General features: G+C 68.4%; 27 protein-coding genes. 14 read left to right on the forward strand and 13 right to left on the reverse strand.

Going from position 1 to position 25,188, the window contains the following annotated elements; translation table 11 throughout:
- Nucleotides 1–183: hypothetical protein (locus tag AB4Z01_RS00995; RefSeq protein WP_441689603.1), on the reverse strand; the 183-nt coding region annotated here is incomplete at its 3' end.
- 163 nt (nucleotides 184–346) lie between these two features.
- On the opposite strand from AB4Z01_RS00995, the gene AB4Z01_RS01000 reads away from it, so the two are divergent.
- Together AB4Z01_RS01000 and AB4Z01_RS01005 are read left to right on the forward strand one after the other, a co-directional pair.
- A complete protein-coding gene (locus tag AB4Z01_RS01000; RefSeq protein WP_441689604.1) occupies nucleotides 347–931 on the forward strand; it encodes a TIGR00730 family Rossman fold protein in 585 nt (194 codons plus the stop codon).
- A gap of 74 nt (nucleotides 932–1,005) precedes the next feature.
- Nucleotides 1,006–2,220, forward strand: coding sequence for an NADP-dependent isocitrate dehydrogenase (locus AB4Z01_RS01005; RefSeq protein WP_441689606.1), 1,215 nt, complete (start codon nucleotides 1,006–1,008; stop codon nucleotides 2,218–2,220).
- 54 nt (nucleotides 2,221–2,274) lie between these two features.
- Here AB4Z01_RS01005 and AB4Z01_RS01010 read toward each other — a convergent pair whose 3' ends face one another.
- The 5 genes from AB4Z01_RS01010 to AB4Z01_RS01030 all read right to left on the reverse strand — a co-directional run bounded on the left by AB4Z01_RS01010 (nucleotide 2,275) and on the right by AB4Z01_RS01030 (nucleotide 8,083).
- Nucleotides 2,275–2,808, reverse strand: coding sequence for a hypothetical protein (locus AB4Z01_RS01010; RefSeq protein ID WP_441689607.1), 534 nt, complete (start codon nucleotides 2,806–2,808; stop codon nucleotides 2,275–2,277).
- A gap of 55 nt (nucleotides 2,809–2,863) precedes the next feature.
- Nucleotides 2,864–3,382: a hypothetical protein gene (locus tag AB4Z01_RS01015; RefSeq protein WP_441689609.1), complete on the reverse strand. Its 519-nt coding sequence runs from the start codon at nucleotides 3,380–3,382 to the stop codon at nucleotides 2,864–2,866.
- A gap of 244 nt (nucleotides 3,383–3,626) precedes the next feature.
- The gene (locus AB4Z01_RS01020; protein WP_441689611.1) at nucleotides 3,627–4,091 is read right to left on the reverse strand and encodes a GcrA family cell cycle regulator; all 465 of its coding nucleotides are present in this window, start codon (nucleotides 4,089–4,091) and stop codon (nucleotides 3,627–3,629) included.
- Nucleotides 4,092–4,203: 112 nt separating this feature from the next.
- The gene (gene alaS, locus AB4Z01_RS01025; RefSeq protein ID WP_441689612.1) at nucleotides 4,204–6,855 is read right to left on the reverse strand and encodes an alanine--tRNA ligase; all 2,652 of its coding nucleotides are present in this window, start codon (nucleotides 6,853–6,855) and stop codon (nucleotides 4,204–4,206) included.
- Between the two features lie 382 nt (nucleotides 6,856–7,237).
- Nucleotides 7,238–8,083, reverse strand: a complete 846-nt coding sequence (locus tag AB4Z01_RS01030; RefSeq protein WP_441689614.1) for a hypothetical protein — start codon at nucleotides 8,081–8,083, stop codon at nucleotides 7,238–7,240.
- A 354-nt stretch (nucleotides 8,084–8,437) separates the two neighbouring features.
- Here AB4Z01_RS01030 and AB4Z01_RS01035 point away from each other — a divergent pair, with 354 nt between their 5' ends.
- Together AB4Z01_RS01035 and AB4Z01_RS01040 are read left to right on the forward strand one after the other, a co-directional pair.
- Nucleotides 8,438–8,698, forward strand: a complete 261-nt coding sequence (locus AB4Z01_RS01035) for a hypothetical protein (protein ID WP_441689616.1) — start codon at nucleotides 8,438–8,440, stop codon at nucleotides 8,696–8,698.
- Complete coding sequence (locus AB4Z01_RS01040) at nucleotides 8,695–9,465, forward strand: COG4705 family protein (RefSeq protein WP_441689618.1); 771 nt, start codon at nucleotides 8,695–8,697, stop codon at nucleotides 9,463–9,465. Before AB4Z01_RS01035 ends, AB4Z01_RS01040 begins: the two co-directional genes overlap by 4 nt.
- A gap of 12 nt (nucleotides 9,466–9,477) precedes the next feature.
- On the opposite strand, the gene AB4Z01_RS01045 is transcribed toward AB4Z01_RS01040, so the two are convergent.
- Both AB4Z01_RS01045 and AB4Z01_RS01050 read right to left on the reverse strand, forming a co-directional pair.
- Entirely contained in the window at nucleotides 9,478–10,836 is a 1,359-nt protein-coding gene (locus AB4Z01_RS01045; RefSeq protein ID WP_441689619.1) for a sensor histidine kinase, read from the reverse strand.
- Nucleotides 10,820–11,497, reverse strand: coding sequence for a response regulator transcription factor (locus AB4Z01_RS01050; RefSeq protein ID WP_441689620.1), 678 nt, complete (start codon nucleotides 11,495–11,497; stop codon nucleotides 10,820–10,822). The genes AB4Z01_RS01045 and AB4Z01_RS01050 overlap by 17 nt, the downstream gene beginning before the upstream one ends.
- A gap of 253 nt (nucleotides 11,498–11,750) precedes the next feature.
- Here AB4Z01_RS01050 and AB4Z01_RS01055 point away from each other — a divergent pair, with 253 nt between their 5' ends.
- From AB4Z01_RS01055 to AB4Z01_RS01080, 6 genes are all read left to right on the forward strand, one after another.
- On the forward strand, nucleotides 11,751–11,987 hold the full coding sequence (locus AB4Z01_RS01055) for a hypothetical protein (protein ID WP_441689622.1): 237 nt from the start codon (nucleotides 11,751–11,753) through the stop codon (nucleotides 11,985–11,987).
- Between the two features lie 94 nt (nucleotides 11,988–12,081).
- The gene (locus AB4Z01_RS01060; protein WP_441689624.1) at nucleotides 12,082–12,975 is read left to right on the forward strand and encodes a MurR/RpiR family transcriptional regulator; all 894 of its coding nucleotides are present in this window, start codon (nucleotides 12,082–12,084) and stop codon (nucleotides 12,973–12,975) included.
- Complete coding sequence (locus AB4Z01_RS01065; protein WP_441689625.1) at nucleotides 12,972–13,727, forward strand: COG4280 domain-containing protein; 756 nt, start codon at nucleotides 12,972–12,974, stop codon at nucleotides 13,725–13,727. Before AB4Z01_RS01060 ends, AB4Z01_RS01065 begins: the two co-directional genes overlap by 4 nt.
- On the forward strand, nucleotides 13,724–13,954 hold the full coding sequence (locus tag AB4Z01_RS01070) for a hypothetical protein (protein WP_441689627.1): 231 nt from the start codon (nucleotides 13,724–13,726) through the stop codon (nucleotides 13,952–13,954). The genes AB4Z01_RS01065 and AB4Z01_RS01070 overlap by 4 nt, the downstream gene beginning before the upstream one ends.
- Before the next feature lie 58 nt (nucleotides 13,955–14,012).
- Nucleotides 14,013–14,687 (forward strand): response regulator, encoded by a 675-nt coding sequence (locus tag AB4Z01_RS01075; protein ID WP_441689628.1) that lies wholly within the window; start codon nucleotides 14,013–14,015, stop codon nucleotides 14,685–14,687.
- A complete protein-coding gene (locus AB4Z01_RS01080; protein WP_441689630.1) occupies nucleotides 14,677–16,083 on the forward strand; it encodes a sensor histidine kinase N-terminal domain-containing protein in 1,407 nt (468 codons plus the stop codon). Before AB4Z01_RS01075 ends, AB4Z01_RS01080 begins: the two co-directional genes overlap by 11 nt.
- 10 nt (nucleotides 16,084–16,093) lie before the next feature.
- Here AB4Z01_RS01080 and AB4Z01_RS01085 read toward each other — a convergent pair whose 3' ends face one another.
- The 5 genes from AB4Z01_RS01085 to AB4Z01_RS01105 all read right to left on the reverse strand — a co-directional run bounded on the left by AB4Z01_RS01085 (nucleotide 16,094) and on the right by AB4Z01_RS01105 (nucleotide 20,863).
- Nucleotides 16,094–16,972, reverse strand: coding sequence for an ABC transporter permease (locus AB4Z01_RS01085; protein ID WP_441689631.1), 879 nt, complete (start codon nucleotides 16,970–16,972; stop codon nucleotides 16,094–16,096).
- Nucleotides 16,973–16,985: 13 nt separating this feature from the next.
- Nucleotides 16,986–17,843, reverse strand: a complete 858-nt coding sequence (locus AB4Z01_RS01090) for an ABC transporter ATP-binding protein (protein ID WP_441689632.1) — start codon at nucleotides 17,841–17,843, stop codon at nucleotides 16,986–16,988.
- A gap of 71 nt (nucleotides 17,844–17,914) precedes the next feature.
- On the reverse strand, nucleotides 17,915–19,117 hold the full coding sequence (locus AB4Z01_RS01095; RefSeq protein WP_441689634.1) for an ABC transporter substrate-binding protein: 1,203 nt from the start codon (nucleotides 19,115–19,117) through the stop codon (nucleotides 17,915–17,917).
- A gap of 302 nt (nucleotides 19,118–19,419) precedes the next feature.
- Entirely contained in the window at nucleotides 19,420–19,704 is a 285-nt protein-coding gene (locus tag AB4Z01_RS01100; protein ID WP_441689635.1) for a GIY-YIG nuclease family protein, read from the reverse strand.
- Between the two features lie 247 nt (nucleotides 19,705–19,951).
- The gene (locus AB4Z01_RS01105) at nucleotides 19,952–20,863 is read right to left on the reverse strand and encodes a LysR family transcriptional regulator (protein WP_441689636.1); all 912 of its coding nucleotides are present in this window, start codon (nucleotides 20,861–20,863) and stop codon (nucleotides 19,952–19,954) included.
- Nucleotides 20,864–21,091: 228 nt separating this feature from the next.
- Between AB4Z01_RS01105 and AB4Z01_RS01110 the strand changes: the two genes are divergently transcribed.
- From AB4Z01_RS01110 to AB4Z01_RS01125, 4 genes are read left to right on the forward strand one after another with little or no spacing between them, the layout of a single operon-like run.
- Nucleotides 21,092–21,820, forward strand: coding sequence for a LamB/YcsF family protein (locus tag AB4Z01_RS01110; RefSeq protein WP_441689637.1), 729 nt, complete (start codon nucleotides 21,092–21,094; stop codon nucleotides 21,818–21,820).
- 10 nt (nucleotides 21,821–21,830) lie between these two features.
- Nucleotides 21,831–23,189, forward strand: a complete 1,359-nt coding sequence (locus AB4Z01_RS01115; RefSeq protein ID WP_441689638.1) for an acetyl-CoA carboxylase biotin carboxylase subunit — start codon at nucleotides 21,831–21,833, stop codon at nucleotides 23,187–23,189.
- 37 nt (nucleotides 23,190–23,226) lie between these two features.
- Nucleotides 23,227–24,096, forward strand: coding sequence for a 5-oxoprolinase subunit B family protein (locus AB4Z01_RS01120; protein WP_441689640.1), 870 nt, complete (start codon nucleotides 23,227–23,229; stop codon nucleotides 24,094–24,096).
- Nucleotides 24,097–24,106: 10 nt separating this feature from the next.
- Nucleotides 24,107–25,081, forward strand: a complete 975-nt coding sequence (locus AB4Z01_RS01125) for a biotin-dependent carboxyltransferase family protein (RefSeq protein WP_441689642.1) — start codon at nucleotides 24,107–24,109, stop codon at nucleotides 25,079–25,081.
- Nucleotides 25,082–25,188 lie beyond the last annotated feature (107 nt).

The raw sequence follows: 25,188 nt of genomic DNA on the forward strand, positions 1-25,188 counted from the left end.
GCGCCGCCGCGCCGCCGGCTTCGGCAGGGCAGCCGCGAGCGGAGCGGCCGGAGCGGCGGCGGGGACCGGCGCCGCCCTTGGCGGCGTCGCATCCCGTGGAGACTGCCCGGTGTATTCGACCACGGCGAGGATGGCCGCGAGCACAGCGACCGCAACGCCGCCGATCAGCAAAAGTTTTTTCAACGCCGGAACCGCCCCGATATAATTCGCGCCAAGGTATCCGCGCAGTCATCGACTCGCAACAAACCCCTGCTTCGGCCGCATCGAAACTTGCCCCGGCGGCGATCCCTTCCTAATGTCGCGCGCCGGCGCCGCCGGCCTCCGACCCGACCACATCCGTGCGATCATGGCCGAACTCCGTTCCCTCTGCGTCTATTGCGGCTCCGCCTCCCGGGTCGACGAGCGCTACAAATCCGCCGCCGCCACCCTGGGCGGCCTGATCGCCGCCCGCGGCCTGCAACTGGTGTATGGCGGCGGCCGGGTCGGGCTGATGGGCATCGTCGCCGACGCCGCGCTCGGCGCCGGCGCGCGGGTCGTCGGCATCATCCCGGAGCATATCCAGGCGCTGGAGGTCGAGCACACCGGCCTGACCGAGCTGCATGTCGTCGACAGCATGCACACCCGCAAGCGGATGATGTTCGACCGGTCCGACGCCTTCGTCGTGCTGCCCGGCGGCCTCGGCACGCTGGACGAGGCCTTCGAGATGCTGACCTGGCGGCAGCTCAAGCTGCACGAGAAGCCGGTCGTCTTCGTCGACATCGACGGCTATTGGCGCCCGTTCCTGCGCCTGGTCGACCACATGGTCGCCCAGGGCTTCTGCCGGCCGGAAAACCGCGACCTGTTCCAGGTGGTGGAGACGGTCGAGGAGGTGTTCGGCGCCATCGCCGCGCCGCAGCCGATCGCCGCCCGCGGCAGCGACAAACCGGTGTAGCCCCGCGCCTTTCGCCCCCCGCGGCCGGGTGCTATAAGCCCGGCCATTCCTGTCCGAAGCGGAAAGATCCCGATATGGCCAAGATCAAGGTCAAGACCCCGGTCGTCGAGCTCGACGGCGACGAGATGACGCGCATCATCTGGCAGTTCATCAAGGACAAGCTGATCCTGCCGTATCTCGACATCGATCTCCGCTATTACGACCTCGGGGTCGAGTATCGCGATCAGACCGACGACCAGGTGACGATCGATTCCGCCGAGGCGATCAAGAAGTTCGGCGTCGGCGTGAAATGCGCCACCATCACCCCGGACGAGGCGCGGGTGAAGGAGTTCAACCTCAAGAAGATGTGGAAGTCGCCGAACGGGACGATCCGCAACATCGTCGGCGGCACCATCTTCCGCGAGCCGATCATCTGCCGCAACGTGCCGCGCCTGGTGCCCGGCTGGCGCAAGCCGATCATCGTCGGCCGCCATGCCTTCGGCGACCAGTACCGCGCCACCGACCTGAAGGTCCCCGGCCCCGGCACGCTGACCATGACCTTCACCCCGGCCGACGGCAGCCAGCCGACCGAGCTGGAGGTGTTCAAGTTCCCGGGCGCCGGCGTCGCGCTGAGCATGTACAACCTGGACGAGTCGATCCGCGGCTTCGCCCAGTCGTCGCTGAACTACGGCCTGCTGCGCCAGATGCCGGTCTACCTGTCGACCAAGAACACCATCCTCAAGGGCTATGACGGCCGGTTCAAGGACATCTTCGAGGAGGTCTACGAGGCCGAGTTCAAGGACCGGTTCCAGAAGGCCGGCCTGACCTATGAGCACCGGCTGATCGACGACATGGTCGCCTCGGCGATGAAGTGGGAAGGCGGCTTCGTCTGGGCCTGCAAGAACTACGATGGCGACGTGCAGTCGGATTCGGTGGCGCAGGGCTTCGGCTCGCTCGGCCTGATGACCTCGGTGCTGCTGACCCCCGACGGCAAGACCGTCGAGGCCGAGGCGGCGCACGGCACGGTGACCCGCCACTACCGCGAGCACCAGAAGGGCCGCGCCACCTCGACCAACCCGATCGCCTCGATCTTCGCCTGGACCCAGGGCCTGGCCTACCGCGCCCGGTTCGACGAGACGCCGGAGCTGCTGCGCTTCGCCGAGACGCTGGAGAAGGTCTGCGTCGCGACGGTCGAGGCCGGGCACATGACCAAGGACCTGGCCATCCTGATCGGGCCGGACCAGCCCTGGATGACCACCGAGCAGTTCCTGGACAAGCTGGACCAGAACCTGCAGGCCGCGATGGGCTGACGCCCGGGCCCAACCAAAGCGACGAAAGGCCGGCTCGCGCCGGCCTTTCTGCCGTCAGGGGCCGATCACGTTGTTGATCGAGATGCCCTCCATCACCGCTTCAACCGGCACGTCCCGGCCGCTTGGGGCGCAGGCGAACCCGGAAATCAGGTTCTTGATCCGCCTGAGGACGAACACCCCGCAGCGATCACCGGTCCCGGTGAGGCTGACGATCCGATACCGCGCGTCGAAGCCATCCACGCTGCGGCGGTCGCTCCGCAGAGTGACGGCACCGCTCGCGTTGAAGGCACGCTGGACCAGACGGGTCAGGGCTTCGATGTCGTTCCCCTCCTCCCATCGGTAATCCATCGACAGGCGCGCCCAATAGACGAGGGCGACCATGCCGTTGGCGCGCAACACCGCCGAGTCCGACGTCTTGGTGCCGGCCATCTCGGTCAGCGTTTCCTGTTGGTGGTCCGTCTCCTCCGCCACGGCGCCGGCCAACGGCCCCGAGACGAAACTGATCGGCGACTCCTCGGCCCGGGCAAACCCGGACGCCGCCACGAGCATGAGAAGCCCCGCCGCACACCACATCACTCGATTGAACATGCTCCCCCTCCGCATGATCGGGCGTCTCCGCCCATTGCCATCTCGGACCGGTCGCTCAGGGCCCGATCACGCCGTCGATCGAAATGCCCTCCATGACGGCCTGGACCGTGAAGGCGCGGGCAGCCGGAGCGCAGGCAAAGCCCTGGACCATGTGGTTCCGGCGCATCAGCGCGAAGACGCCGCAGCGGCGGTCGATGCCGATCAGGCTGATCTTCCGGTACCGCGCGGCATAGCCGTTCACCGTGAGCGTGTCGCTTTCCAGGATGGTGAAGCCGGTGGCGTCGAAGACGTCCTTCACCTCGTTCGACAGGGAAGCGACGTCGTTGTCCTGCCATCGGTAATGACCGCCCAGGCGCGACCAGTCGATCCAGGCGAGCATCGGGCCGGCCTTGAACACCGCCGAGTCGCTGGTCACCGCACCGAAGGCGGAATGGGGGAGAGACTCCTCCTTGTGCTTGACGTTCTCCGCCGCGACGCCCTGCAGCGGCCCCGACATGAAGCTGATCGGAGAGTCCTCGGCCAGCGCCGGCCATGAAAATACCGCCGCGGCGATCACACCCGCGGCACACCGCATCGCTCGATTCAACATTGCTCCCCCTCCGCCCGTGATTGAACGGTGCAGGCCGCCCGGGCTTGCGGCCCCACCCGTTCGATGGTTCAGGGAGCGATCACGCCGGCAAACAAAACGCCGCCAGGACGAACAGCCCGGCGGCGCAGGATGAAATGCCTCGCTTCATGAAATTCCCCCGAATATCTGGGAGGAATTAATGCCGAAGCTATGGCGGGTTGGCGAGAAAATTCGTTAAATCACCGGCAACTCACGCCCGCAGGATGGTGCGATCGTCGTCGCGCCGCTTGCCGGGCGGCTGGTAGGCGATCCGGGCGTGCTCGGTGCAGTACGGCAGGTTGCCGTGGGCCGACTTGCCGCAGAAGTGGAAGTCCTTGTCACGCGGATCGCCGATCGGCCATTTGCACATCCGCTCGGTCAAATTGAGGATGGTGGCGCCGCCGGATTTGCGCTCGGGCACCGGCTTGGCCGGCACCTTCTCCACCGCCGGCGGAGCCTCGGTGGCGACGGCGGTGGTGGTGACGACACCCTCCTCTTCGTCCTCGCCGTCCTTGCGCTTGATCGGCGACGGCCGGCCGGACAGCTCCAGCCGATGCGCCTTGCCGATCACCGCATTGCGAGAGACGCCCCCCAGGATCTCGGCGATCTCGCTTGCGCTCTTCCCGTTTCCCCAGAGCTGGCGCAGTTGCGCCACCCTTTCTTCGGTCCAAGACATCCGCTTCTCCCAAGATCACGCGCAATCGATGCGCGTACCATATATTGCGGCCCAGTCCACGGACGCTACCACATCCGGGACAGCCGCGACAGATCCTTTCAAGCCCCTCCGGTCAGGCGGCGAGCGCCGCCTCGACCGCTGCCAGTGCCTGGTCGGCGCGGGCCGCATCCGGCCCACCCGCCTGCGCCATGTCCGGGCGACCCCCACCGCCCTTGCCGCCGGCCGCCTCGGCCGCGGCGCGCACCAGCGCCACCGCGTCGAACCGCCCGGTCAGATCCTCGGTCACGCCGATGCAGACCGACAGCTTGCCCTCGGCCCGGCCGACCAGCGCGACCACGCCGGAACCGATCTGCTGCTTCAGCGCGTCGGCCATCGGCTTCAGCTCGCGCGCCGGCAGGTCGTCGATGATCCGGCCGGTGAACTTGACCCCGCCGATGTCCTTGACCTCGGGCGCGGCCCCGCCGCTGCCCGCCGTCGCCAGCTTGCGCCGCAGGTCGGAGACCTCGCGCTCCAGCCGCCGCCGCTCCTCGACCAAAGCGGCGAGGCGCGCCGGCAGCTCGTCCGGCGTCACCTTCAGGGCCGCAGCGGCGTCGGCCAGCAGCGTGTCGCGATGGGCGGCGTAGGACACGGCGCCTTCGCCGGTCACCGCCTCGATCCGGCGGATGCCGGCGGCGACCGCGCCTTCCGAGACCAGCCGGAAGGCGCCGATATCGCCAGTGCGGCCGACATGGGTGCCGCCGCACAGCTCCTGCGAATAGGCCTTGTTGCCGTCATGGCCCATGCCGACGACGCGCACCGTGTCGCCATATTTCTCGCCGAACAGCGCCATGGCGCCGGCCGCAATCGCGTCCTCCGGCGTCATCAGCCGGGTGGTGACCGCGGCGTTCTCGCGGATCCGGGCGTTGACCTCGGCCTCGACCACGGCGATGTCCTCGGCCGTCAGCGGCCGCGGCTGGCTGACGTCGAAGCGCAGCCGCTCCGGCGCCACCAGCGAGCCCTTCTGGGTGACATGCTCGCCCAGCCGGCGGCGCAGCGCCGCATGCAGCAGATGGGTGGCCGAATGGTTGGCGCGGATGGCACCGCGGCGGGCATGGTCGACCTTGAGCTCGACCGCGTCGCCGACCTTCAGCGTCCCGGCCTGCACCGTGCCGATATGGGCCCACAGCACGCCGGCCTGCTTCTGGGTGTCGCGCACCGCGACGGTGACGCCGCCGGTGCCCCCGGCCAGGGTGATGGTGCCGGCATCGCCCATCTGGCCGCCGCTCTCGGCATAGAACGGGGTCTGGTTGACCAGGACCACGACCTCGGCGCCCGGCCCGGCCTGGTCGACGATCTGACCGTCGACCACCAGCGCGGTGACGACGCCTTCGGCCACCTCGGTATCATAACCAAGGAATTCAGTGGGTTCGAGCTTTTCCTTCAATTCAAACCACAAGGCACCGGTGGCCGCCTCGCCAGAGCCGGCCCAGTTCTTCCGGGCCTCGGCGCGTTGCCGCTCCATCGCCGTGTCGAAGCCGCCGGTGTCGACCGTGCGGCCCTGGCCGCGCAGCACGTCCTGGGTCAGGTCCAGCGGGAAGCCGTAGGTGTCGTACAGCTTGAACGCCACCTCGCCCGGCAGAGCCTGGCCGGAGCCGAGCCGGCCGGTCTCATCCTCCAGCAGGCGCAAGCCGCGGTCGAGGGTCTGCTTGAAGCGGGATTCCTCCAGCTTCAGCGTCTCGGTGATCAGCGCCTCGGCCCGCACCAGCTCGGGATAGGCGGCGCCCATCTGGCGCACCAGCGCCGGCACCAGCCGGTACATCACCGGGTCGCGCGCGCCGATCAGATGGGCATGGCGCATGGCCCGGCGCATGATCCGGCGCAGCACGTAGCCGCGGCCTTCGTTCGACGGCATGACGCCGTCGGCCATCAGGAACGACGTAGCGCGCAGATGGTCGGCGATCACCCGATGGCTGACCTTGTGCGGGCCGTCCGGATCGCTGTTGGTGGCGTCGGCCGAGGCCTCGATCAGGGCCCGCATCAGGTCGATGTCGTAATTGTCGTGCTTGCCCTGCAGCACGGCGGCGACGCGCTCCAGCCCCGCGCCGGTGTCGATCGACGGCCGCGGCAGGTCGACCCGCGTCTCCCTGGTGACCTGCTCGTACTGCATGAAGACGAGATTCCAGATCTCGATGAACCGGTCGCCATCCTCGTCCGGGCTGCCCGGCGGGCCGCCGGCGATGCCCGGGCCGTGGTCGAAGAAGATCTCCGAGCACGGACCGCAGGGGCCGGTGTCGCCCATGGCCCAGAAATTGTCCGAGGTCGGGATGCGGATGATCCGGTCGTCCGACAGGCCGGCGATGCGGCGCCACAGCCCGGCCGCATCGTCATCGGTGTGGTACACCGTGACCAGCAGCTTGTCCTTCGGCAGGCCGAACTCCCGGGTGATCAGGGTCCAGGCCAGCTCGATCGCCTGTTCCTTGAAATAGTCGCCGAACGAGAAATTCCCCAGCATTTCGAAAAACGTGTGGTGCCGGGCGGTGTAGCCGACATTCTCGAGATCGTTGTGCTTGCCGCCGGCGCGCACGCATTTCTGCGAGGTGGTGGCGCGCTTGTAGGGCCGCGTCTCCATGCCGGTGAAGACGTTCTTGAACTGCACCATGCCGGCATTGGTGAACAGCAGCGTCGGGTCGTTCCGCGGCACCAGCGGACTGGACGGCACCACCTCGTGGCCGTTCTCGCCGAAGAAATCGAGGAAGGTCGAGCGGATGTCGTTGACGGTCTGCATCGGGGAGGTCGGCCTGGGCGTCTTGATGGTGCGGCCCCGGAGAACCCGACGGCCGAGCCGACGCTTGTAGCGCGCCGGGGCGACCGCTGTCCAGGAAGGGACGCGGTTGAAACGTTGCCGATGTCGTGTCGTCGGTCGGCGCCACGGCGCTGGCCGGGGCGGATTCCCTGGGCCGCGCCGAGGACATCGGGCGGGCGCATCATTTTGGGCACCGGGCCGCCCCCTCACCCCCCTCGCCAACRCGACGGGCCCCGCCCTCTCCCCGAGGGAGAGGGAAAACAAGGYGCRGCGCTCCGATACCCCTCCCTGGGGAGAGGTCGACATCGCGCAGCGATTTCGGGTGAGGRRGTGGYTCCGGCCCATTCGGTCGGCCGGTAGCCGGTCACCCGGTGTCGGCGATGTCCGGGCGGTCGTAGCAGAGATAGGGGTCGATGCCGAGGGAGCGGCAGAGACGGCGGCCGACGGTGAAGGCGGTCTCGGTGTCGAGCCATTCGACCACGTCGGCCTCCTGCAGCCGGACCGCCAGCCCGGCCCTGATGCCCGGGATCCGGGCCGGGTCGATCTCGGGAAAGGCCCGCTCGACCACGGCGACGGCGGCGTCCCGGCGCCGGGTCCGCTCGGCCCGGATCTGCGCCTCGCTGCCGGACGGCCGGGCCGGGCACGGCGTGCCGGGCCAGCCGGTGGCCCAGCGGCGCCATTCCTCRGCGAGGCCGAGGCCGCAGGCCAGCCCCGCCATCACCGAGCCGRGCGGCCGGTCCTCGACCGACACCTCGTCGTCGTAGAGATCCTGKACCCGCTCCTCGAGYTCGGCGTGCAAAGCGTCGACGCGGGCCTGATCCTCAACCTGATCCCAGATCATGCCGCGCAGCGCATCCTCGACCTCGCGGCGGTGGCGATCGCGGCGGGCCTGGTGGGCGGCCGCGCGGTCGGCAGCCTGGCCCTTGTCGCGGGCGCACAGGCGATCGGCGGTGCGGGCCCGCAGCGCCAGGGCGCGCTGCACCGTCTGGGCATGGCGGGCGAAGGCGAGGCCGTGGTCCACGGTCGCCGGGGCCTCGGCCCGGGGCGTCTCACCCTCGGGCTGTTCGGCCTGGGCGATGGCCTTGGCGCCCTCCGCCTCGACCAGCCTCATGCCGATCTCGGCGATGCGCGTCAGCATGCCGATCTGCTGCAGCGCGAGGCTGCGGCAGTGGGCCTGGACGTCGAGATCGGAGTCTGCACCTCTTTCCATGGAACGTATCATGAACGAGATCGATACCGGCGCGCAATGAACATTGCGTTAACAACCGTTGCGGCCGTGTGCGTGGGATCGCAGGCCGAACCGACATCTCCATTCCTGCCGCGAGGCGAACCGCAGGTCATGGCCCCCGATCGTGGCGCTGCTGACCATCCTGTTCGGCGCTGATGGTCGAGTACGTCCTGAACGTCGTCACAGGCCGGTCGGGTTACAAAATTGTACAGTCACGGCAAGACCGCGGTAACCGGCGCTGCCGTGCAATGGCACCACCGGACGCGAACACCCGACGCGGAATGTCCGGCTGCCCTTGCCCAGGCGCGACAGCCTGGCCTTCAGGAGATCCTCGGCATGACAATGCGTCTCATCGGCGCCGCCTGCTGCCTGCTCGCGACCGTGTCCGTCCTTGCCGCGCCGGCCCAGGCCGCGCCGCCCCCCTGCGAGGACATGCTGGAGCAACTCAGGGCCGCCCTGGCGACGGCGACGCCGAGCGACACCGACAAGGCTGCGATCACCGATCTGCAGGCCAAGGGCATCGAGCGGTGCAACGCCGATGACGACAAGCGCGCCGACGACTTCTTCGCACAGGCCTTGAAGCTCCTCGGCAAATGACCGCGCGCCCGCCCCTGAACCGGGTCCCTCGCGTCACAATCGACTTCTGGCTGATCAAGCTGATGGCAGTGACCATGGGCGAAACCGCAGCGGATTACCTGGCCGTCAATCTCGGCCTCGGCCTGTCCGCCACCTCCCTGATCATGAGCGCGATCCTGGTCGTCGCCCTCGCCGCCCAGTTCGCGCAGAAGCGCTACGTGCCATGGGCGTACTGGCTGGCGGTGGTGATGGTCAGCGTCGTCGGGACGCTGGTCAGCGACAATCTGGTCGACAATCTGGGCGTCAGCCTGGAGACGACAACATTGGTCTTCGGCGTCGCGCTGATCGCCGTATTCGTCGCCTGGTTCACCTGCGAAGGCACCCTGTCGATCCATACGATCGTCACCACGCGGCGGGAGGCCTTCTACTGGCTGGCGATCCTGTTGACCTTCGCCTTCGGAACGGCGGTGGGCGACCTCGTATCCGAGGCCTTCGATCTCGGTTATGTCGTGACCGGCATCCTGTTCGCTGCGCTGATCGGCGCCATCGCGTTCGCCCACTACCTGTTCGGGATGAACGGGATCGTGTCCTTCTGGCTGGCCTATATCTTCACTCGGCCGCTCGGCGCGTCCACCGGCGATCTGCTCTCGCAGCCGACGGACTATGGCGGCCTCGGCTTCGGCACCACGACCACGTCGCTGGCGTTCCTGGGCTGCATCGCCGCAATCGTCCTGTACATGACGCTGACCGGAAGCGGGACCCGCACCGCACCTGACGGATCAGCCTGACACGGGAAGCGGCTAGGGCAGCAGCACCGTGACACGCAGCCCGGGTTGGTTGTCGCCGAGCGAGACCTCGCCCCGATGCAGCTGCGCCGTCGCCGCCACGAGGCTGAGGCCGAGCCCGTTGCCCGGGGTGTGGCGGCTCTGCTCCAGCCGGTAGAAGCGGCGGAACACCCGCTCGCGCTCCTCGGGCGGGATCCCGGGGCCCCGGTCGGCCACCAGCAGCTCGGCCCGGCCGTCCCGCCGGCGCGACAGGCCGATGTCGATGCCGGTTCCGGCCGGGGTGTGGCGCAGCGCGTTCTCGATCAGGTTCGCGACCAGCTGCGACAGCAGGTCGGCGTCGCCGGTCACCGCCACCTCGGGCGCGATCCGGCAGCGGATGGCCCGGCCCTGCTCCTCGGCCGAGGCCTGGAAGACATCGGCGACCGTGCCGACCAGGGCGCTGAGATCGACGCGGGCGAAGCCCCGGCGCCGGTTGCCGGCCTCGACCTGGGCGATGCGCAGCAGCGCGTTGAAGATGGCGAGCAGGCGGTCGGCCTCGGCGATCGCCCGCTCCGTCGCCCGCTCGTGGTCGGCGGCCGTGCCCGACCGCAGCAGCGCGCCCTCCAGCTGCTGCCGCAGGCGGCCGAGCGGCGTCCGCAGGTCGTGGGCGATGTCGGTCGACACCTGCCGCAGCCCCTCCAGCAGCGCCTCGATCCGGTCCAGCATGGCGTTGACGATGGCCGTCAGCCGGTCGAATTCGTCATCGGTGCCGCGCCCGGGCAGGCGCTGGCTCAGGTCGCCCTCCATGATCTTCAGGCAGATCCGGTTGATGGCGTCGACCCGCCGCAGCACGCCGGCACTGACCACCAGCCCGCCGCCGACGCCCAGCACCGCCGTGGCCAGCAGCCCCCAGCCCAGGCCGCGCAGCCACAGCTCCTGCAGGTCGTCGATCGGCGCCCGGTCGGCCGCCACCAGGACGAAGGCGCCATCGGCCAGCACCTTGCCGATGCCGCGCAGCCGCTGCTCGCCGCCATCCTTGCCGCCGCCGGGGATGGCCAGGTCGATCGGGCCGGGCGCCGGCGCCATGACCGGCAGGTTGCCGGCCAGGCGGCGGCCGTCGGCCGCCTGGAACAGGTAGAAGCCGGGCCCGAGCGGGTCCTGCGTCAGGCTCTGCTCGATGTCGCTGGCGATCTCCTGCGGCGGATCGTTGGGGTAATCCTCCGTCAGCTCGGTCACGACCGTCGTGAGCGTGCTGTCGAACTGGCGCTCGGTGTATCCCTCCGTGGCCCAGTACAGGATGCCCAGGATCACGGCCACCGACGCCCCGAACACCACCGTGTACAGGGCCGTCAGCCGGAAGCTGGTGGTGCGGAGGATCCTAAGCCGGTGGGCCAAGGCGGTAGCCCGCGCCCCGGATCGTGGTGATCAGCTCACCCGCCGACGGCCGGTGCAGCTTGCCGCGCAGCCGGCTCATATGCGCCTCGACGACATTGGTGTTCGGGTCGAAGCGCAGGTGCCAGATAGTCTCCAGCAGCATGGTCTTGGTCACCACGTGGCCGGCGTTGCGCAGCAGGTATTCCAGCAGCTGGAACTCCCGCGGCATCAACTCGACCGGATCGCCGGCCCGGGTGACCGACCGGCGCAGCAGGTCCATCTCGACGTCGCCGCAGCGCAGCACCGTCTCCGCCGTGCTCTGCCGGGCGCGGCGGCCCAGCGCCTCGATCCGGGCCAGCAGCTCCGGCAGGGCGAAGGGCTTCGGCAGGTAGTCGTCGCCCCCCGCCTCCAGCCCCGCGACCCGGTCCTCCATCTCGCCCATCGCGGTCAGGAACAGCACCGGCGTCCCGACCTCGGCGGCGCGCAGCCGCCGCACCAGGGCGAGACCGTCGAGCCTGGGCACCATGCGGTCGACCACCAGGATGTCGAAGGCGCCGCTGGCGGCGGCCAGGAAGCCGCGCGGCCCTTCATCCACCGCCTCCACCTCATGGCCATTGGCCGTCAGGCCCTCGGCGACATAGGCGGCGGTGTCCGCATCGTCCTCGATCAGCAGGATCCTCATCACACTGCGCAACTCCCAATGGTCCAGCCCGCGCCGGACACCATCAATGGCCAAACCGATTTTCCATAGAATAATCTCACCAAAAATCTCTACTTTGAAAATATAATAGACCACAACAAAGCAACGACCCGTAAATTATGGCCAATATTAAAAATCCGTTATCTTCCTTAACCAGGTTCACCGGGCCGTTCGGCTGAACTATATATGAGACTCATTGCGATTTCTTCCTGATAGTACGGTTCAGAGGTTAGAAATGTCTGGCGACAGCAAGCCGATCCCCGAGCCGAAACTGTCCATCGTCCGTTCCGCGGCCGATGATCCGCTCGACGGGTCCGCGGCAGGCGACGCCCCGGACGGCTGGTACGCGCCGGACCGCCTGGGTCCTCCGCGGGAGGTCGAGGCCGGTCCCGCCGCCCGGCCGACCAACGCCGCCCGCATCGTCGACCACCTGAAGACGATTCTGTCCGCCGCGCGCCGGGACGACGCCTGACCCGATGGCGGCAAGGCCGCACCTCCACGCTTCTCTGTAGTAACTGCTTCGTGTATGAGTGTTTGTAGCAGTTGCAACATCGACGTGTCCAGACGTGACCGACCCCGCCCCTCTTCCGATCGAACAGCGCGTAAAGGCGGCGCTCGGCCGGCTGTCGCCGGCGGAGCTGCGGGTCGCCCGCTTCGTCGTCGAGCAGAAGGAGGCCGTGCTGCTGTCCTCGGCCGCGGAGATCGCGTCCCGGGCCGGCACCAGCGACGCCACGGTGGTGCGGACGGCGCGGTCGCTCGGCTTCGAGGGGCTGTCGCAGCTGCGCGAGGCGCTGCTGGCCGACCTGACCGGGTCGACCACGCCGGGCAGCCGCATGCGCCGCACCCTCGATGACGTCGGCGACGACGCGGCCGGCGCGCTGCAGCATGTCCTGTCGATCCATCGCGAGGCGACCGAGGTCCTGGCCCGGCCGGAATTCCAGCAGCCCTTCGCGCATGCGGTCGAGATCCTCGCGGCCGCCCGGTGCCGGCATGTCTTCGGTATCGGACCGTCCGGCAGCCTGGCGGAATACGCTGCGCTGCAGTTCGCCCGCATCGGCCTGCCCAGCGAGGCGCTGGCGGCGACCGGCATCGGCCTGGCCGACCGGCTGCTGCGGGTGGCCGAGGGCGACGCCGTGGTCCTGATCGCTTATGCGCCGGTCTATCGCGAGGTGGCGGTGACGCTGGACGTCGCCGAGCGGCACCGGGTGCCGGTGCTGCTGGTCAGCGACAGCCTGGGCCCCTTCGTGCGCGACCGCGTCGCCGAGATCCTGCCGGTGCCGCGCGGCCGGGCCGACCACCTGGCGATGCATGCCGGCACCATGCTGCTGATCGAGGCGCTGGTCGTCGCCCTGGCCGCCCGCGACCGCGAGCGCGCGCTGGCCGGGCTGGAGACGGTGGGCGCCCTGCGCGGCGAGATCGACAAGCTGTGGCTGAGACGGGGGCCGAAACGGACGCCATGACCGATACCACCGCCATCCTCTCCACCATCACCGCCGCTTTCCTTGGCTCCTTCGTCGAGGTGGTGGAGGCGTTCACCATCATCCTGGCCGTCGGCCTGTCGCAAAGCTGGCGGCCGGCCTTCATCGGCACCGCGGCGGCGCTGGCGGTGCTGGCGCTGCTGATCCTGCTGCTCGGCCCGCTGCTGGAGCTGGTCCCGATCGAGGCGCTGCAATTCGTCATCGGCACGCTGCTGATCCTGTTCGGGCTGCGCTGGCTGCGGAAGGCGATCCTGCGGGCGTCGGGCCTGATCGCGCTGCGCGACGAGGCCCGCGCCTTCGAGAAGGAGACGGACCAGTTGCGCCGCCGCAGCGCCGAGCGCCGGGCCGACTGGCTGGCCGGCATCGCCGCGTTCAAAGCGGTGCTGCTGGAGGGCACCGAGGTGGTGTTCATCGTCGTCGCCGTCGGTGCCGGGCGCGGCCTGACCGGCTATGCCAGCCTCGGCGCCGCCGCGGCCTGCCTGCTGGTGCTGATCATCGGTCTGGCGGTGCACAAGCCGCTGTCGCGGGTGCCCGAGAACTCGCTGAAATTCGCCGTCGGCCTGCTGCTCACCGCCTTCGGCGTGTTCTGGACCGGCGAGGGGCTTGGCGCCGACTGGCCGGGTGCCGACCTGTCGCTGCTCGGCATCCTGGCGCTGGTCGCGGCCGTATCCTTCGCCGCGGTCCGGCTGCTGCGGCCCGCCGCCAGCCCATCGGCCCGGGGGGCCACGCCATGACCGCGATCAAGGCCGTGCTGTCCGAGCTGCTGGGCCTGTTCATCGATGACGGCGCCCTGGCGCTGGCCGCGATCGCCCTGATCGCGGCCGTTGCCGCGGCGGTCCGCTGGGCCGGGCTGCCGGGGCTGGAGGGTGGACTGCTGATTCTCTTCGGCTGCCTGCTGATCCTGGCCGAGAGCCTGGCCCGGGCGGCGCGGGCGAAACGCCGCGGCGGCGGTGCGAATTAAGTGAGAACGTCTGTGCCCGCTCTCGCGAGCATGGCGGGACATAAGAGCCCATAATCCGATGCGCATCCTGCTGGCGGAAGACAATCGCGACCTTGCTGAATGGGTAAGTCGCCTGTTGCGCCAGAGCAAATACACGGTGGATTGCGTTCATCGCGGCGACGACGCCGATGCGGCCCTGCAGTCGCAGGACTACGCGCTGGTGATCCTCGATCTCGGCCTGCCGGAACTCGACGGCATCGAAGTCCTGCGGCGCCTGAGGGCCCGAGGAAACAGGACTCCCGTTCTGATCCTCACTGCCAACGACGCTCTTTCGAGCCGGGTGCGCGGGCTCGACAGCGGCGCGGACGACTATCTGGTCAAGCCATTCGAGGTCGAGGAGCTCGAGGCCCGGATCCGGGCGCAGTTGCGCCGCGCCCGCGGCACGCTGGAACAGGTCGTCACCTTCGGCGCCCTCTCCCTCGACACCCAGTCCCGCAGCTTCAGCCTCGCCGGCGCCAATCTGCCCGTCACGCGACGCGAGCATGTCGTCCTGGAGACCCTGCTGCTCAGCGCCGGGCGGCCGGTGCCCAAGGAGCGGCTGGTCGAGGCCGTCTTCGGCTTCGACGACGAGGGCGGCCCCAGCGCCATCGAGGTGTATGTCCATCGCGTGCGTCGCAAGCTCGAAGGCAGCGACGTCGGCATCGTCACGCTGCGCGGGCTCGGCTACATGCTGCGGCAGGCCCATGCGCGCTAGCTGGCATGCGCGCAGCCTGCGGCGAGAACTGCTCGGCTGGCTGCTGCTGCCCCTTGCGGCGATGGTGGCCTTCAACGCCTGGACCACCTATCGCGATGCGCGGCAGATCGCCGACCTGATCACCGATCGGACGCTTCTCTCATCGACCCGGATGATCGCCGAGAGCGTCCACGAAAGCGACGGCGTCATCCAGGCCCCGATCCCCCCGGCGGCGCTGGAGATGTTCGCCAGCGAGGACCGCGACCGAGTGATCTACCGTGTGAACGGACCGCATGGCGAACTCCTCACCGGCTATCCCGACGCCCCCGACCCGCCACAGCGGCCGACCGGCTTCCAGCCGATCTATTATCAGGGCACCTATCACGACGAGCCCATCCGAGCCGTCGCCCTCGCGCAATTCGTCGTGTCGGACGGCACCAATGGCGGCGAGGCGGTGGTGACCCTGAGCCAGACCTTGCGCAGCCGTGACCGGTTCGAGCGGGAGCTCTGGCTTCGGTCCTTGCGCGACCAGGTCATGCTGATGGCCGTCGCGGTCATCCTGGCCCTCTTCGGCCTGCAATTCGGCTTGCAGCCGCTGCTGCGCCTGCGCGATGCCGTGCGCCGCCGAGCCCCCGATTCACTCGAACCCCTGGACAGCGGCGACGTCCAGCAGGAGCTCAAGCCCCTTGTGACCGCGCTGAACGAAGCCCTCGCGCAGGTCCGCCGGCAGGTCGCCGCGCAGCGGCGCTTCGTCGCCAACGCAGCCCACCAATTGCGAACGCCGCTGACGTCGCTGAAGGCTCAGATCGGCGTCGGCCTGCGTGCTGCCGATGCCGACGCCGACGCGCCGCGCGAGGCGCTTGCAGGGATGAGGTCCACCGTCGAGGGCATGAAGCGCCTGTCCAATCAGCTTCTGTCCCTGGCCCGCGCCGAGCAGGGCAGCGCCCTGCTTCACCGCGAGACGCTCGACTTCGTCATGATCTGCCGCAATGCCGTGGAGAGTCTCGCTTTGACTGCCGTCGAACGCTCGATCGACCTGGCCTTCGAAGCGCCGTCGCCGCCTCTCAACGTCCATGGCCATGCCATGCTGCTGCGGGAGATGATCCTCAACCTGGTCGAGAACGCCTTGCGCTACACGCCGGAGGGCGGAGTGGTGACGGTGAAGCTGTCCGCCCAGGAAGGCATGGCGGTCTTGCGCGTGGAGGACAGCGGCCCAGGCATTCCCGAGATCGAGCGCGCGAAGGTGTTCGAGGCCTTCTATCGCCGCCTCGGCAGCGGGGTGGACGGCAGCGGCCTCGGCCTCGCCGTCGTGCGGGAGATCGTCGCATCCCACGAAGGTATGGTCGAACTGCAGGATCGGGCGGCAGGTCCCGGCCTGGCTGCCGTGGTGAGCCTGCCGGCGCTGCCGCCCTCCTGATCGTCGCGAGCTAGTTGGTCTCCTGCAAGGGAGCCGGACGCCACTTGGCGAGGCGGTGCTCGACCATGGTCATCAGATGTCCGGCCAGCAGGGCCACGACCATGATGATCACGATGGCCGCGAACATGCCGGCCGGATCGTAGGAGCCGCGGGCAATGCTGATCAGCTGCCCGATGCCGAAGCGTGAACCGACGAACTCGCCCACGATCGCGCCGACGATCGCCAGACCGAAGCTCACATGAAGGGAGGCGAAGATCCAGCTCATCGCCGCCGGAATTGTCACCGAGCGGGTGACGGCCCAGGGCGACGCGCCGAGGATCTGCGCATTGGCGATCATCGCCCGGTCGGCCTCGCGCACGCCCTGGAAGGCATTGGCGAACACCACGAAGAACACCATGATGAAGGCGAGCGCCACCTTGGACCCCAGGCCCAGGCCCAGGATCATCACGAAGATCGGCGCCAGCACGACACGCGGGATCGCATTGAACACCTTGATGTAGATCGAGAAGATGTCCGCCAGGAAGCGGTCGCGCCCGAGTGCGATGCCCACGACCACCCCGATCACGGCGCCCGCCACGAAGCCGATCGCGGCTTCCTCCATCGTGACCCAGAGCTGGTACCAGAGCGAACCGATGGAGGTCCCCTCGGTGGTCCACTCCCACAGGCGGGCGCCGATGGAGCTGGGCGCGGAATAGAAGAACGGATCGATCCATTGCAGCTGCGAGGCCAGCTCCCAGCCGCCGAGCAGGATGGCCAGAATGAACCAGCGCCAGAACAGCACCATGACGCGCCGGCGCCTGGCGGCGCGTGCCGCAGCCGCTTCGATCTCGGCATCGGAGGTTCCGGGAGCGAAAGCCGGCGGCCTGGCCTGCAGGGTCGTATCCATCATCGGCGTTCCTCCGTCATGCCGCTTCGCGTGCGGCGCTGGCATGCACCTCGTCGCGCAGATCGTTCCAGATGGTGCGGGAGATATCGATGAAAGCCTTGTCGTAGCGGATGTCCTCGACGATGCGCGGCCTTGCCAGCGGAATCGGGTAGACGGATTTCACCGTGGCCGGTCCCCGGGTCAGCACATAGACCTTGTCCGACAGGGCGATCGCCTCTTCGAGATCATGCGTCACGAAGATCACCGAGGCCTTGGCCTCGGACCACAGGCGCAGCAATTCGTCATGCATGAGCACGCGGGTCTGCACGTCGAGGGCCGAGAACGGCTCGTCCATCAGCAGGATCTGCGGCTCGTTGATGAAGGTCTGCGCCAGCGCCACGCGCTTGCGCATGCCGCCGGACAATTSATGCGGATACTTGTTTTCATGGCCCGAGAGATTGACCCGCGCCAGCCATGTGTGGGCGGCATCATAGGCTTCCCTGCGCGGCTTGCCGCGGAAGAGGGGGCCGGCAACCACGTTGTCGATGACATTGCGCCAGGGAAACAGCGCATCCGTCTGGAACGTGAAGCCGATGCGCGGATCGATGCCCCTCACCGGCCCGCCCATGACGCGGACCTCGCCACTCGACGGCCGGGCGAGCCCGGTCACCAGATTGAGCGTCGTCGACTTGCCGCAGCCGGTCGGGCCGACGACGGAGACGAATTCGCCCGGCGCCACGCTCATGTTGAAGTCCCTGATCGCCGTCATGGATTTGCCGCCCGGGGTCAGGAATCTGCGGCTGACATTGACCAGTTCGATTGCCGGTGTCACCGGATGGGAAGCGACCATGGTTTGATCCCGAACAGAAGCCAGGGGCGTTCCCGCCCGCCGCAAGCGCCCTCCCGATCCGGTTCGGTCGGAAGCTGCTCCTGGCCGGCGCGGCGAAAACGCCCGAAGAAAGCGGTTTACTTCACGTTCTTGACGAAGACCGTCGTATAGGTCTTCGACAGGTCGATCTGCTTGCCCTTGATGTCCTTGGAGAAACCGGACAGTACCTTCAGCACGGTCTCCGGGCCGCCGTCAGGCATCACCCCGTCCTGGGTGAACATCGCCTTGCCGGCTGCCAGGGCGGAAATATAGGCGTCCTTGTCCCCGACATAGAAATCCTTGGGCATCTTCTCGGTGATCTCGGCCGCGCTGTGGCTGCTGATGAAGCGCAGCGTTTTCACGAAGGCATTGGCAAGCTTCTGAGTCTCTTCCTTGTGGCTGTCCGCCCATGCGGTTTCCATATAGAGGGAGGCGGCAGGATAGGTTCCACCCAGGACGGCCTTGGTTCCTTCCATGGTCCGCATGTCGATCAGGACCTTGGCATCGCCCGTTTTCAGCAGGCGCGAGATCGTGGGTTCGGTCGTCATGCCCGCCTGGATCGCATCCTGCTGGATCGCGGCGATGAAGGTGTCGCCGGCGCCGACCGGAACGGAGGTGAACTCGCCGAGCTTCAGGCCCGCATTCACCGCGAGGTACTGGGTGAGGAAGTTGGTCGAGGAGCCAAGCCCGGTGACGCCCAGGCTCTTGCCCTTGAAATCGGCCGGCGATTTGATCTCTGGATGCTTGGCGGAGACCATCTCCACTTCGCCGGGCGCCTGGCTGAACTGCACGACGGATTCGACGAACTTGCCCTTGGCCTGCAGGTCGATGCAGTGGTCGTAGAAGCCGACCACGCCCTGGACGTTGCCCGCCAGCATCTCGTTTTCGGCATCGACGCCTGCCGGTTCATTCAGAAGCTCGACGTCGAGGCCCTCGTCCTTGAAATAGCCCAGGTCCTCGGCAAGCTTGGCGGGCAGGTAGATATGCTTTTCATAGCCGCCGACCATCAGCGTGATCTTGTCGGCCGCCTGGGCGAACGACGCGACGCTCATGGCCGCCGCGAAAGCGGCGGTGGCAAGCAGAATGCGTTTCCTCGACATGACGTCTCCCTTTGCATTTTTCGGCTCCTCCTTGTTCTCGCCCCGCAGGAACGGATGGAGGTGCTCGCCCAGTGAATAGCGCAGCCAGCTTTCAATCAGCTTACAACCATCGGCTCGCAATGTTGCGCAATACGGCCTCCTCGGGCCGGGTCGGCGGCCGGCTTCATCCTGGTGTTCGATCCGAGGGAGTTCTCGTGACATGGTGGAGCGAAGGACTTGGCCGATTCAGGGAACCCGTGAAACCGGTGCTGTGAGAGGCCGGGCCGGGCGTCCGGTCAATGATGGGCTGGATCGCCACGCCCCTGCGAGGCTTGTGATCACGGCGAAGGCTGGCTGGGTCGGTTCAACTTGAACCGTCATTGCGAGCGCAGCGAAGCAATCCATGGCGCAGCTCGTGCGGGACGATGGATTGCTTCGTCGGCTTCGCCTCCTCGCAATGACGGTGTTGGGATGGCCGGGGCGGCTTGCCAAGCCGTCAGCCACGCGCGACGAACCGGCCGGGCTCAGACCAGATCGTCATAGAGATCCCGCCAGCCCGGGTTCATAGCCTCGATCAGGGCCAGCTTGGCCTTCCGGGATCCGCCCTTGATCTGCTTCTCCCTGGCGATGGCGTCGAGCATCGACGCATGCGGCTCGTACCAGACCAGGAGCTTGCAGCCGTACCGGGAGGTGAAACCCTTGATGAGTCCTGTCCGATGCTCATGCGCCCGACGTGAAAGATTGGACGTCACGCCGGCATACAGGGTCCCGCTGGGCTTGTTCGCCATGATGTAGACGAAAGGCTGCATCAGGCCGGGAGCCTGTCATCGGGAGCAGGGGGACGCAACCTGTTCGATTGCTCTGCGGCGCCAAGCTGGATCGACTCGTCCCGAGGGGCCCGCGGGACGATGGATTGCTTCGTCGGCTTCGCCTTCTCGCAATGACGGTGTGGGGGCAGGGGCACTCCGGCGCGAGGGCACGATCGTCGAGATCCGGGTGATCGCGAGCATTGATCGGGATGACTCATCGTATCCGCAAATCACCCTTCGCCGCCGCTCAGCCCCCCACCCCCGCCGCATGGAACGCCAGCCCGAGATGGTCGCGGAAGGCGCGCACCGCCGGGGTCATCGCCAAGTCGCGCTTCCAGGCCAGGCCGGCATCCATGGTCGGCACCGGCTCGGCCAAGGCCCGCTTCTCGATCCGCTGGCCGTCCAGCGACCAGGGGCGGTAGACCATGTCGGACAGGATCGTCACCCCCATCCCGGCCGCGACCATCGAGCGGACCGCCTCGACCGAGGAGGTCTGGAACATGATGGTCGGCTGGTGCGGCGTGCGCTCCCAGTAGCGCTTGGCGGTGAAGGCGGCCTCGTCCACCGTCAGCATGATGTAGGGTTCTCGCGCCACGTCGGCCAGCGACACGCGCTCCTGCTTCTGCAGCGGGTGGTCGACCGGCAGCCAGAGATGGCGGGCGGAGCGGAACAGCGTCTCCGCCGCGATCTGGTCGGTGTTCTCCAGGTTCGAGGTCAGCATCACCGCGAGGTCGAGCTCGTCGCGCACCAGCCCGTCCTCGATCGCGGTGCGGTGGGTCTCGCGCAGCTCGACTGTCACCTGCGGATAGGCGCGGCGGAAGCGGGCCAGATAGGGCGGCAGGAAATAGCCGGCCACGGTGTAGGTGACGCCGACCCGCACCCGGCCCTCGACCGGCGCGGTGTGGCTGGAGACGCGCATCGCCTCCGCCACCGCCGCCGCGATGGCCCGGGCCTGCGGCAGGAAGCGCCCGCCCTCATGGGTCAGCGACACGCCGCTGGCATGGCGGAACAGGAGGCGCGTGCCGAGCAGGTCCTCGAGCTGGCGGATCGCCGCCGTGACCGCGGATTGCGAGACGTTCAGCTCCACCGCCGCCTGGCTGATCTGGCCGAGCTCCGCCGCGGCGATGAAGTAGCGGACCTGGCGGAAGGAGAAGGCCAACCGGCACCTGCAACCTGAGGTCGAGCGATATCGGAAAATCAGATATCGATCTGAAGAAGATACTATTTCACAGGGCCGTGGCGCGGCGCAATGATGGGCCAACAACCGGCCCGGACCCGAACGGCATCGCCCTTCGGCCAAGCGGCCGGATCCAGACAGAGAGGCCTCCATGCGCGGTCCGCGCCACCGCACCGGCGTGCCCTCGAGCGGTTTGAAAGGCTCTGACGCATGACCGAGATCAACTGCGACATGGGCGAGGGCTTCGGCCTGTACCGGATGGGCGACGACGACGCGCTGATGCCGCTGATCTCGGTCGCCAACGTCGCCTGCGGCTTCCATGCCTCGGACTTCAACCACATGCGCCGCACGGTGCAGCTGGCCAGCAAGCACGGCGTGCGGGTCGGCGCCCATCCGTCGCTGCCCGACCTGCAGGGCTTCGGCCGGCGCGAGATGAAGATCGGCCGCGACGAGCTGGCCAATTGCATCATCTACCAGATCGGCGCGCTGAAGGGGTTTCTGGACGCCGAGGGCATGCGGCTGAACCACATCAAGCCGCATGGCGCGCTGTACGGCATGGCGGCGCAGCAGGAGCCGATCGCGCATGCGGTCTGCGACGCGGCGGACGTGTTCCGGGTGCCGATCCTGGGCATGGCCGGGACGCTGCACGAGACGGTGTATCAGAGCCGCGGCCACCGTATGGTGTCGGAGTTCTATGCCGATCTCGACTATGGCGACGACGGCTACCTGGTGATCGTGCGGTCGCGCGGCGCCATCGACCCGAAGCGGGCGGCGGAGCGGTCGCTGCGGGCCCTGACCGAGGGCAAGGTCGCGTCCCAGGGCGGCAAGGATATCGCGGTGACGCCGGATTCGATCTGCATCCATTCCGACACGCCGAACGCGGTCGATGTGGCGCGCGCCGTGCGCGACGCCATCGGCCCGTTTTTGCGCGCGGCGTGAGGGCGGGACGGTGAAGACGCTGCTGATCGCCAATCGCGGCGAGATCGCCTGCCGCATCATCCGCAGCGCCAAGGCGCTGGGCCTGGCCACCGTGGCGGTGCATTCCGACGCCGATGCCAAGGCGCTGCATGTGGCGCTGGCCGACCGGGCGGTGCATATCGGCCCGTCCAAGCCGGCCGAGAGCTATCTGAAGATCCGCGCGATCCTGGGCGCCGCCCGCAGCAGCGGGGCCGATGCCGTCCATCCCGGCTATGGCTTCCTGGCCGAGAATGAGGGCTTCGCCCGGGCGGTGGCCGAGGCCGGCCTCACCTGGGTCGGGCCGACGCCGGAATCGATCGAGGCGATGGGCGACAAGGCCCGCGCCCGCGCCTTGGCCGAGGCCGCCGGGGTGCCGGTGCTGCCCGGCAGCCGGCGCTTCGCCGAGGGCGAGCTGGAGGGCATCGAGGCGGCCGGCGACGCGGTCGGCTACCCGCTGCTGGTCAAGGCCTCGGCCGGCGGCGGCGGCATCGGCATGCGGGTGGTCGACGCGCCGGCGGACCTGCGCAAGGTGGCGGAGTCGACCCAGGGCATGGCGGCACGCAGCTTCGGCGACGGCGCATTGTTCCTGGAGCGCTATGTCCGCAACGCCCGGCATGTCGAGGTCCAGGTGTTCGGCTTCGGCGACGGCCGCGCCATCCATCTGTTCGAGCGCGAATGCTCGGTGCAGCGCCGGTTCCAGAAGATCGTGGAGGAGAGCCCCTCCCCCGGAATCGCCGCCGCCACCCGCGCCCGGATGACCACGGCGGCGGTGGCCCTGGCCGAGGCGGTGCGCTATCGCGGCGCCGGCACCATGGAGTTCGTGGTCGACGCCGACAGCGAGGCGTTCTTCTTCCTGGAGATGAACACCCGCATCCAGGTCGAGCATCCGGTGACCGAGGCGGTGACCGGGCTGGACCTGGTGGCGCTGCAGCTGCGCCTGGCCGCCGGCGAGGACCTTTCCCTGCGGCAGGAGGACATCCGCCAGCAGGGCCATGCCATCGAATGCCGGCTCTATGCCGAGAACCCGGCGAAGATGTTCCTGCCGCAGCCCGGCACGCTGGCGCGGCTGGCGCTGCCGGTGGGGATGGCAGGCATCCGCGTCGACACCGGGGTGCGCCAGGGCGACACGGTGACGCCGTTCTACGACCCGATGATCGCCAAGATCATCGCCCATGGCCCGGACCGCGCCGCCGCCATCGACCGGATGCTGGCGGCGCTGGACCGGGTCGAGGTCGAGGGGCTGGTGGCCAACGCGCCGTTCCTGGCGCGCGTGATCGGGCACCCCGCCTTCCGCGACGGCCGCACCACCACGAGCTTCGTCGACACTTACAAGGCCGAATTGATCGGCTGAGCGAAACCGGGAAGACAGGGCAGGCAGGGAGACAGGGATGATCTACGAGACGCCGGCATTCCGGCCCGGGGGCGACCGGTACATGCTGATCGAGTTCGGCAACGAGATGAATCTCGAGCTGAACTTCATGGCCCAGGGCCTGGCCACCGCCATCGCCGAGCAGAAGACCAAAGGCGTGATCGAGACCGCGCCCTGCTTCGCGTCGATGCTGATCCATTACGAGCCGGACGAGATCTCCTACGCCGACCTGTCGCGCGAGCTGGAGCGCCTGATCGCCGCCCTGGGCCCGTCCGACGACATCGAGCTGGAGAGCCGGATTTTCTACTTCCCGACGGTCTATCTCGACCCCTGGACCCGCGACTGCGTGCAGGACTACATCGCCAAGATCGCGCCGAAGCAGACCGACCCGGAATTCGTGGCCGAGCTGAACGGGCTGTCGGACGTGGCCCAGTTCGTCCAGGTCCATTCCGGCACCGAATACTGGGTGGCGGCGCTGGGCTTCTGGCCCGGCCTGCCCTTCATGATGGCGCTGGACCCGCGCTGCAAGCTGACCGCGCCGAAATACAACCCGCCGCGGACCTGGACGCCGAAGGGCACGGTCGGGATGGGCGGCGCCTCGACCGCGATCTATCCCGAGCACCTGCCCGGCGGCTACCAGATCTTCGGCCGCATCCCGGTGCCGATCTGGGACCCGGAGAAGCGCTTCGACGTGTTCACGGAGTCGATCTGCCTGTTCCGCCCCGGCGACCGGGTGAAGTTCGTGCCCTGCACGGTCGAGGAGTTCGAGGAGGCGGAGCAGCGCGTCGCCGACGGCAGCTACGTCTACAACGTGGTCGAATACCAGAAATTCTCCGTCCGCCAATACAAACGCTGGGTCGGGTCGCTCGACCTCGCCCGCCGGTTCTGAGGAGGCCCGCATGCTCGACGTGATCAAGCCGGGGCTCGAGACCTCGGTGCAGGACTGGCCGGGCCGGATCGGCTTCTGGAACCAGGGCTTTCCGCCCTCCGGGCCGATGGATTCCTGGTCCTTCCGCCTGGCCAATGTGCTGGTCGGCAACGCGCCCGGCGCGGCCGGGCTGGAGTGCCAGTTCCTGGGGCCAACACTGAGATTCCAGCGCGACGGCGTGATCGCCGTGACCGGCGCCGACATGCAGGCGGCGCTGGACGGCGAGCCCTTGCCGATGTGGCAGTCGGTGGCGGTCAAGGCCGGCCAGACCCTGGCCATGGCCTTCGCCCGCACCGGCGCCCGCACCTATATCGCGGTGGCCGGCGGCATCGAGACCGAGCCCTGGCTGGGCGCCCGCGCCACCTTCCACAAGGCCGGGGTCGGCGGCATGAACGGCCGGGCGATCAAGGAGGGGCAGTCGGTGCCGGTGGCCGAGGCGGCGGGCCAGCCCGGGCGCCGGGTGAAGGCCGAGGCGCGGCCGGACTTCGCCAAGGCGAAGCGCTGGACCGTCGAGGTGGTGGCCGGGCCGAACGACGACTGGATCGACGCCGCGGGACATGAGCGCTTCCTGTCGGCCGACTGGAAGCTGTCGGCCAAGTCCGACCGCACCGGCTTCCGCCTGGACGGGCCGCAATGGAGCTTCACCGACAAGGCGACGGACAAGGCGCCGGAGCACGGGTCGCTGCCGTCCAACATCATCGACCAGGGCTATCCGCTGGGCGCCATCAACCTGGCCGGGCAGACGCCGATCATCCTGGTCAATGACGGCCCGTCGATGGGCGGCTTCATCAACCCCTACACCGTGCCGCAGGCCGCGTTCTGGAAGCTGGGCCAGTCGCGGCCCGGCGAGATCTACAACTTCAAGGCGGTCTCGGTCGACGAGGCCCAGGCCATGGCCCGCCGGCTGCGCGAACTGTGCTCTGAGGCATCGATCGAGACCGCGTAACCAGCAGGCAGCCGGGGCTTAGCCCTGGCTGCTCCACTTTTCCTGTCATTGCCGGGCTTGACCCGGCAAWCCAGGGCGGCCCGAGCAGCTCTTCGTGGCCCTGGATC

This window comes from Inquilinus sp. YAF38 (assembly GCF_052113205.1).
GTDB lineage: Bacteria > Pseudomonadota > Alphaproteobacteria > DSM-16000 > Inquilinaceae > Inquilinus.

What these genes read in the sequence shown, in the direction of transcription:
- alaS (WP_441689612.1), bottom strand. Translation starts at nt 6,855, where the DNA reads ATGCAGACCGTCAACGACATCCGCTCGACCTTCCTCGATTTCTTCGGC.
- AB4Z01_RS01070 (WP_441689627.1), top strand. Translation starts at nt 13,724, where the DNA reads ATGACCGCGATCAAGGCCGTGCTGTCCGAGCTGCTGGGCCTGTTCATC.
- AB4Z01_RS01125 (WP_441689642.1), top strand. Translation starts at nt 24,107, where the DNA reads ATGCTCGACGTGATCAAGCCGGGGCTCGAGACCTCGGTGCAGGACTGG.
- AB4Z01_RS01085 (WP_441689631.1), bottom strand. Translation starts at nt 16,972, where the DNA reads ATGATGGATACGACCCTGCAGGCCAGGCCGCCGGCTTTCGCTCCCGGA.
- AB4Z01_RS01100 (WP_441689635.1), bottom strand. Translation starts at nt 19,704, where the DNA reads ATGCAGCCTTTCGTCTACATCATGGCGAACAAGCCCAGCGGGACCCTG.
- AB4Z01_RS01005 (WP_441689606.1), top strand. Translation starts at nt 1,006, where the DNA reads ATGGCCAAGATCAAGGTCAAGACCCCGGTCGTCGAGCTCGACGGCGAC.
- AB4Z01_RS01040 (WP_441689618.1), top strand. Translation starts at nt 8,695, where the DNA reads ATGACCGCGCGCCCGCCCCTGAACCGGGTCCCTCGCGTCACAATCGAC.
- AB4Z01_RS01120 (WP_441689640.1), top strand. Translation starts at nt 23,227, where the DNA reads ATGATCTACGAGACGCCGGCATTCCGGCCCGGGGGCGACCGGTACATG.
- AB4Z01_RS01020 (WP_441689611.1), bottom strand. Translation starts at nt 4,091, where the DNA reads ATGTCTTGGACCGAAGAAAGGGTGGCGCAACTGCGCCAGCTCTGGGGA.
- AB4Z01_RS01065 (WP_441689625.1), top strand. Translation starts at nt 12,972, where the DNA reads ATGACCGATACCACCGCCATCCTCTCCACCATCACCGCCGCTTTCCTT.
- AB4Z01_RS01080 (WP_441689630.1), top strand. Translation starts at nt 14,677, where the DNA reads ATGCGCGCTAGCTGGCATGCGCGCAGCCTGCGGCGAGAACTGCTCGGC.
- AB4Z01_RS01055 (WP_441689622.1), top strand. Translation starts at nt 11,751, where the DNA reads ATGTCTGGCGACAGCAAGCCGATCCCCGAGCCGAAACTGTCCATCGTC.
- AB4Z01_RS01110 (WP_441689637.1), top strand. Translation starts at nt 21,092, where the DNA reads ATGACCGAGATCAACTGCGACATGGGCGAGGGCTTCGGCCTGTACCGG.
- AB4Z01_RS01095 (WP_441689634.1), bottom strand. Translation starts at nt 19,117, where the DNA reads ATGTCACGAGAACTCCCTCGGATCGAACACCAGGATGAAGCCGGCCGC.
- AB4Z01_RS01010 (WP_441689607.1), bottom strand. Translation starts at nt 2,808, where the DNA reads ATGTTCAATCGAGTGATGTGGTGTGCGGCGGGGCTTCTCATGCTCGTG.
- AB4Z01_RS01075 (WP_441689628.1), top strand. Translation starts at nt 14,013, where the DNA reads ATGCGCATCCTGCTGGCGGAAGACAATCGCGACCTTGCTGAATGGGTA.
- AB4Z01_RS01035 (WP_441689616.1), top strand. Translation starts at nt 8,438, where the DNA reads ATGACAATGCGTCTCATCGGCGCCGCCTGCTGCCTGCTCGCGACCGTG.
- AB4Z01_RS01050 (WP_441689620.1), bottom strand. Translation starts at nt 11,497, where the DNA reads ATGAGGATCCTGCTGATCGAGGACGATGCGGACACCGCCGCCTATGTC.
- AB4Z01_RS01000 (WP_441689604.1), top strand. Translation starts at nt 347, where the DNA reads ATGGCCGAACTCCGTTCCCTCTGCGTCTATTGCGGCTCCGCCTCCCGG.
- AB4Z01_RS01015 (WP_441689609.1), bottom strand. Translation starts at nt 3,382, where the DNA reads ATGCGGTGTGCCGCGGGTGTGATCGCCGCGGCGGTATTTTCATGGCCG.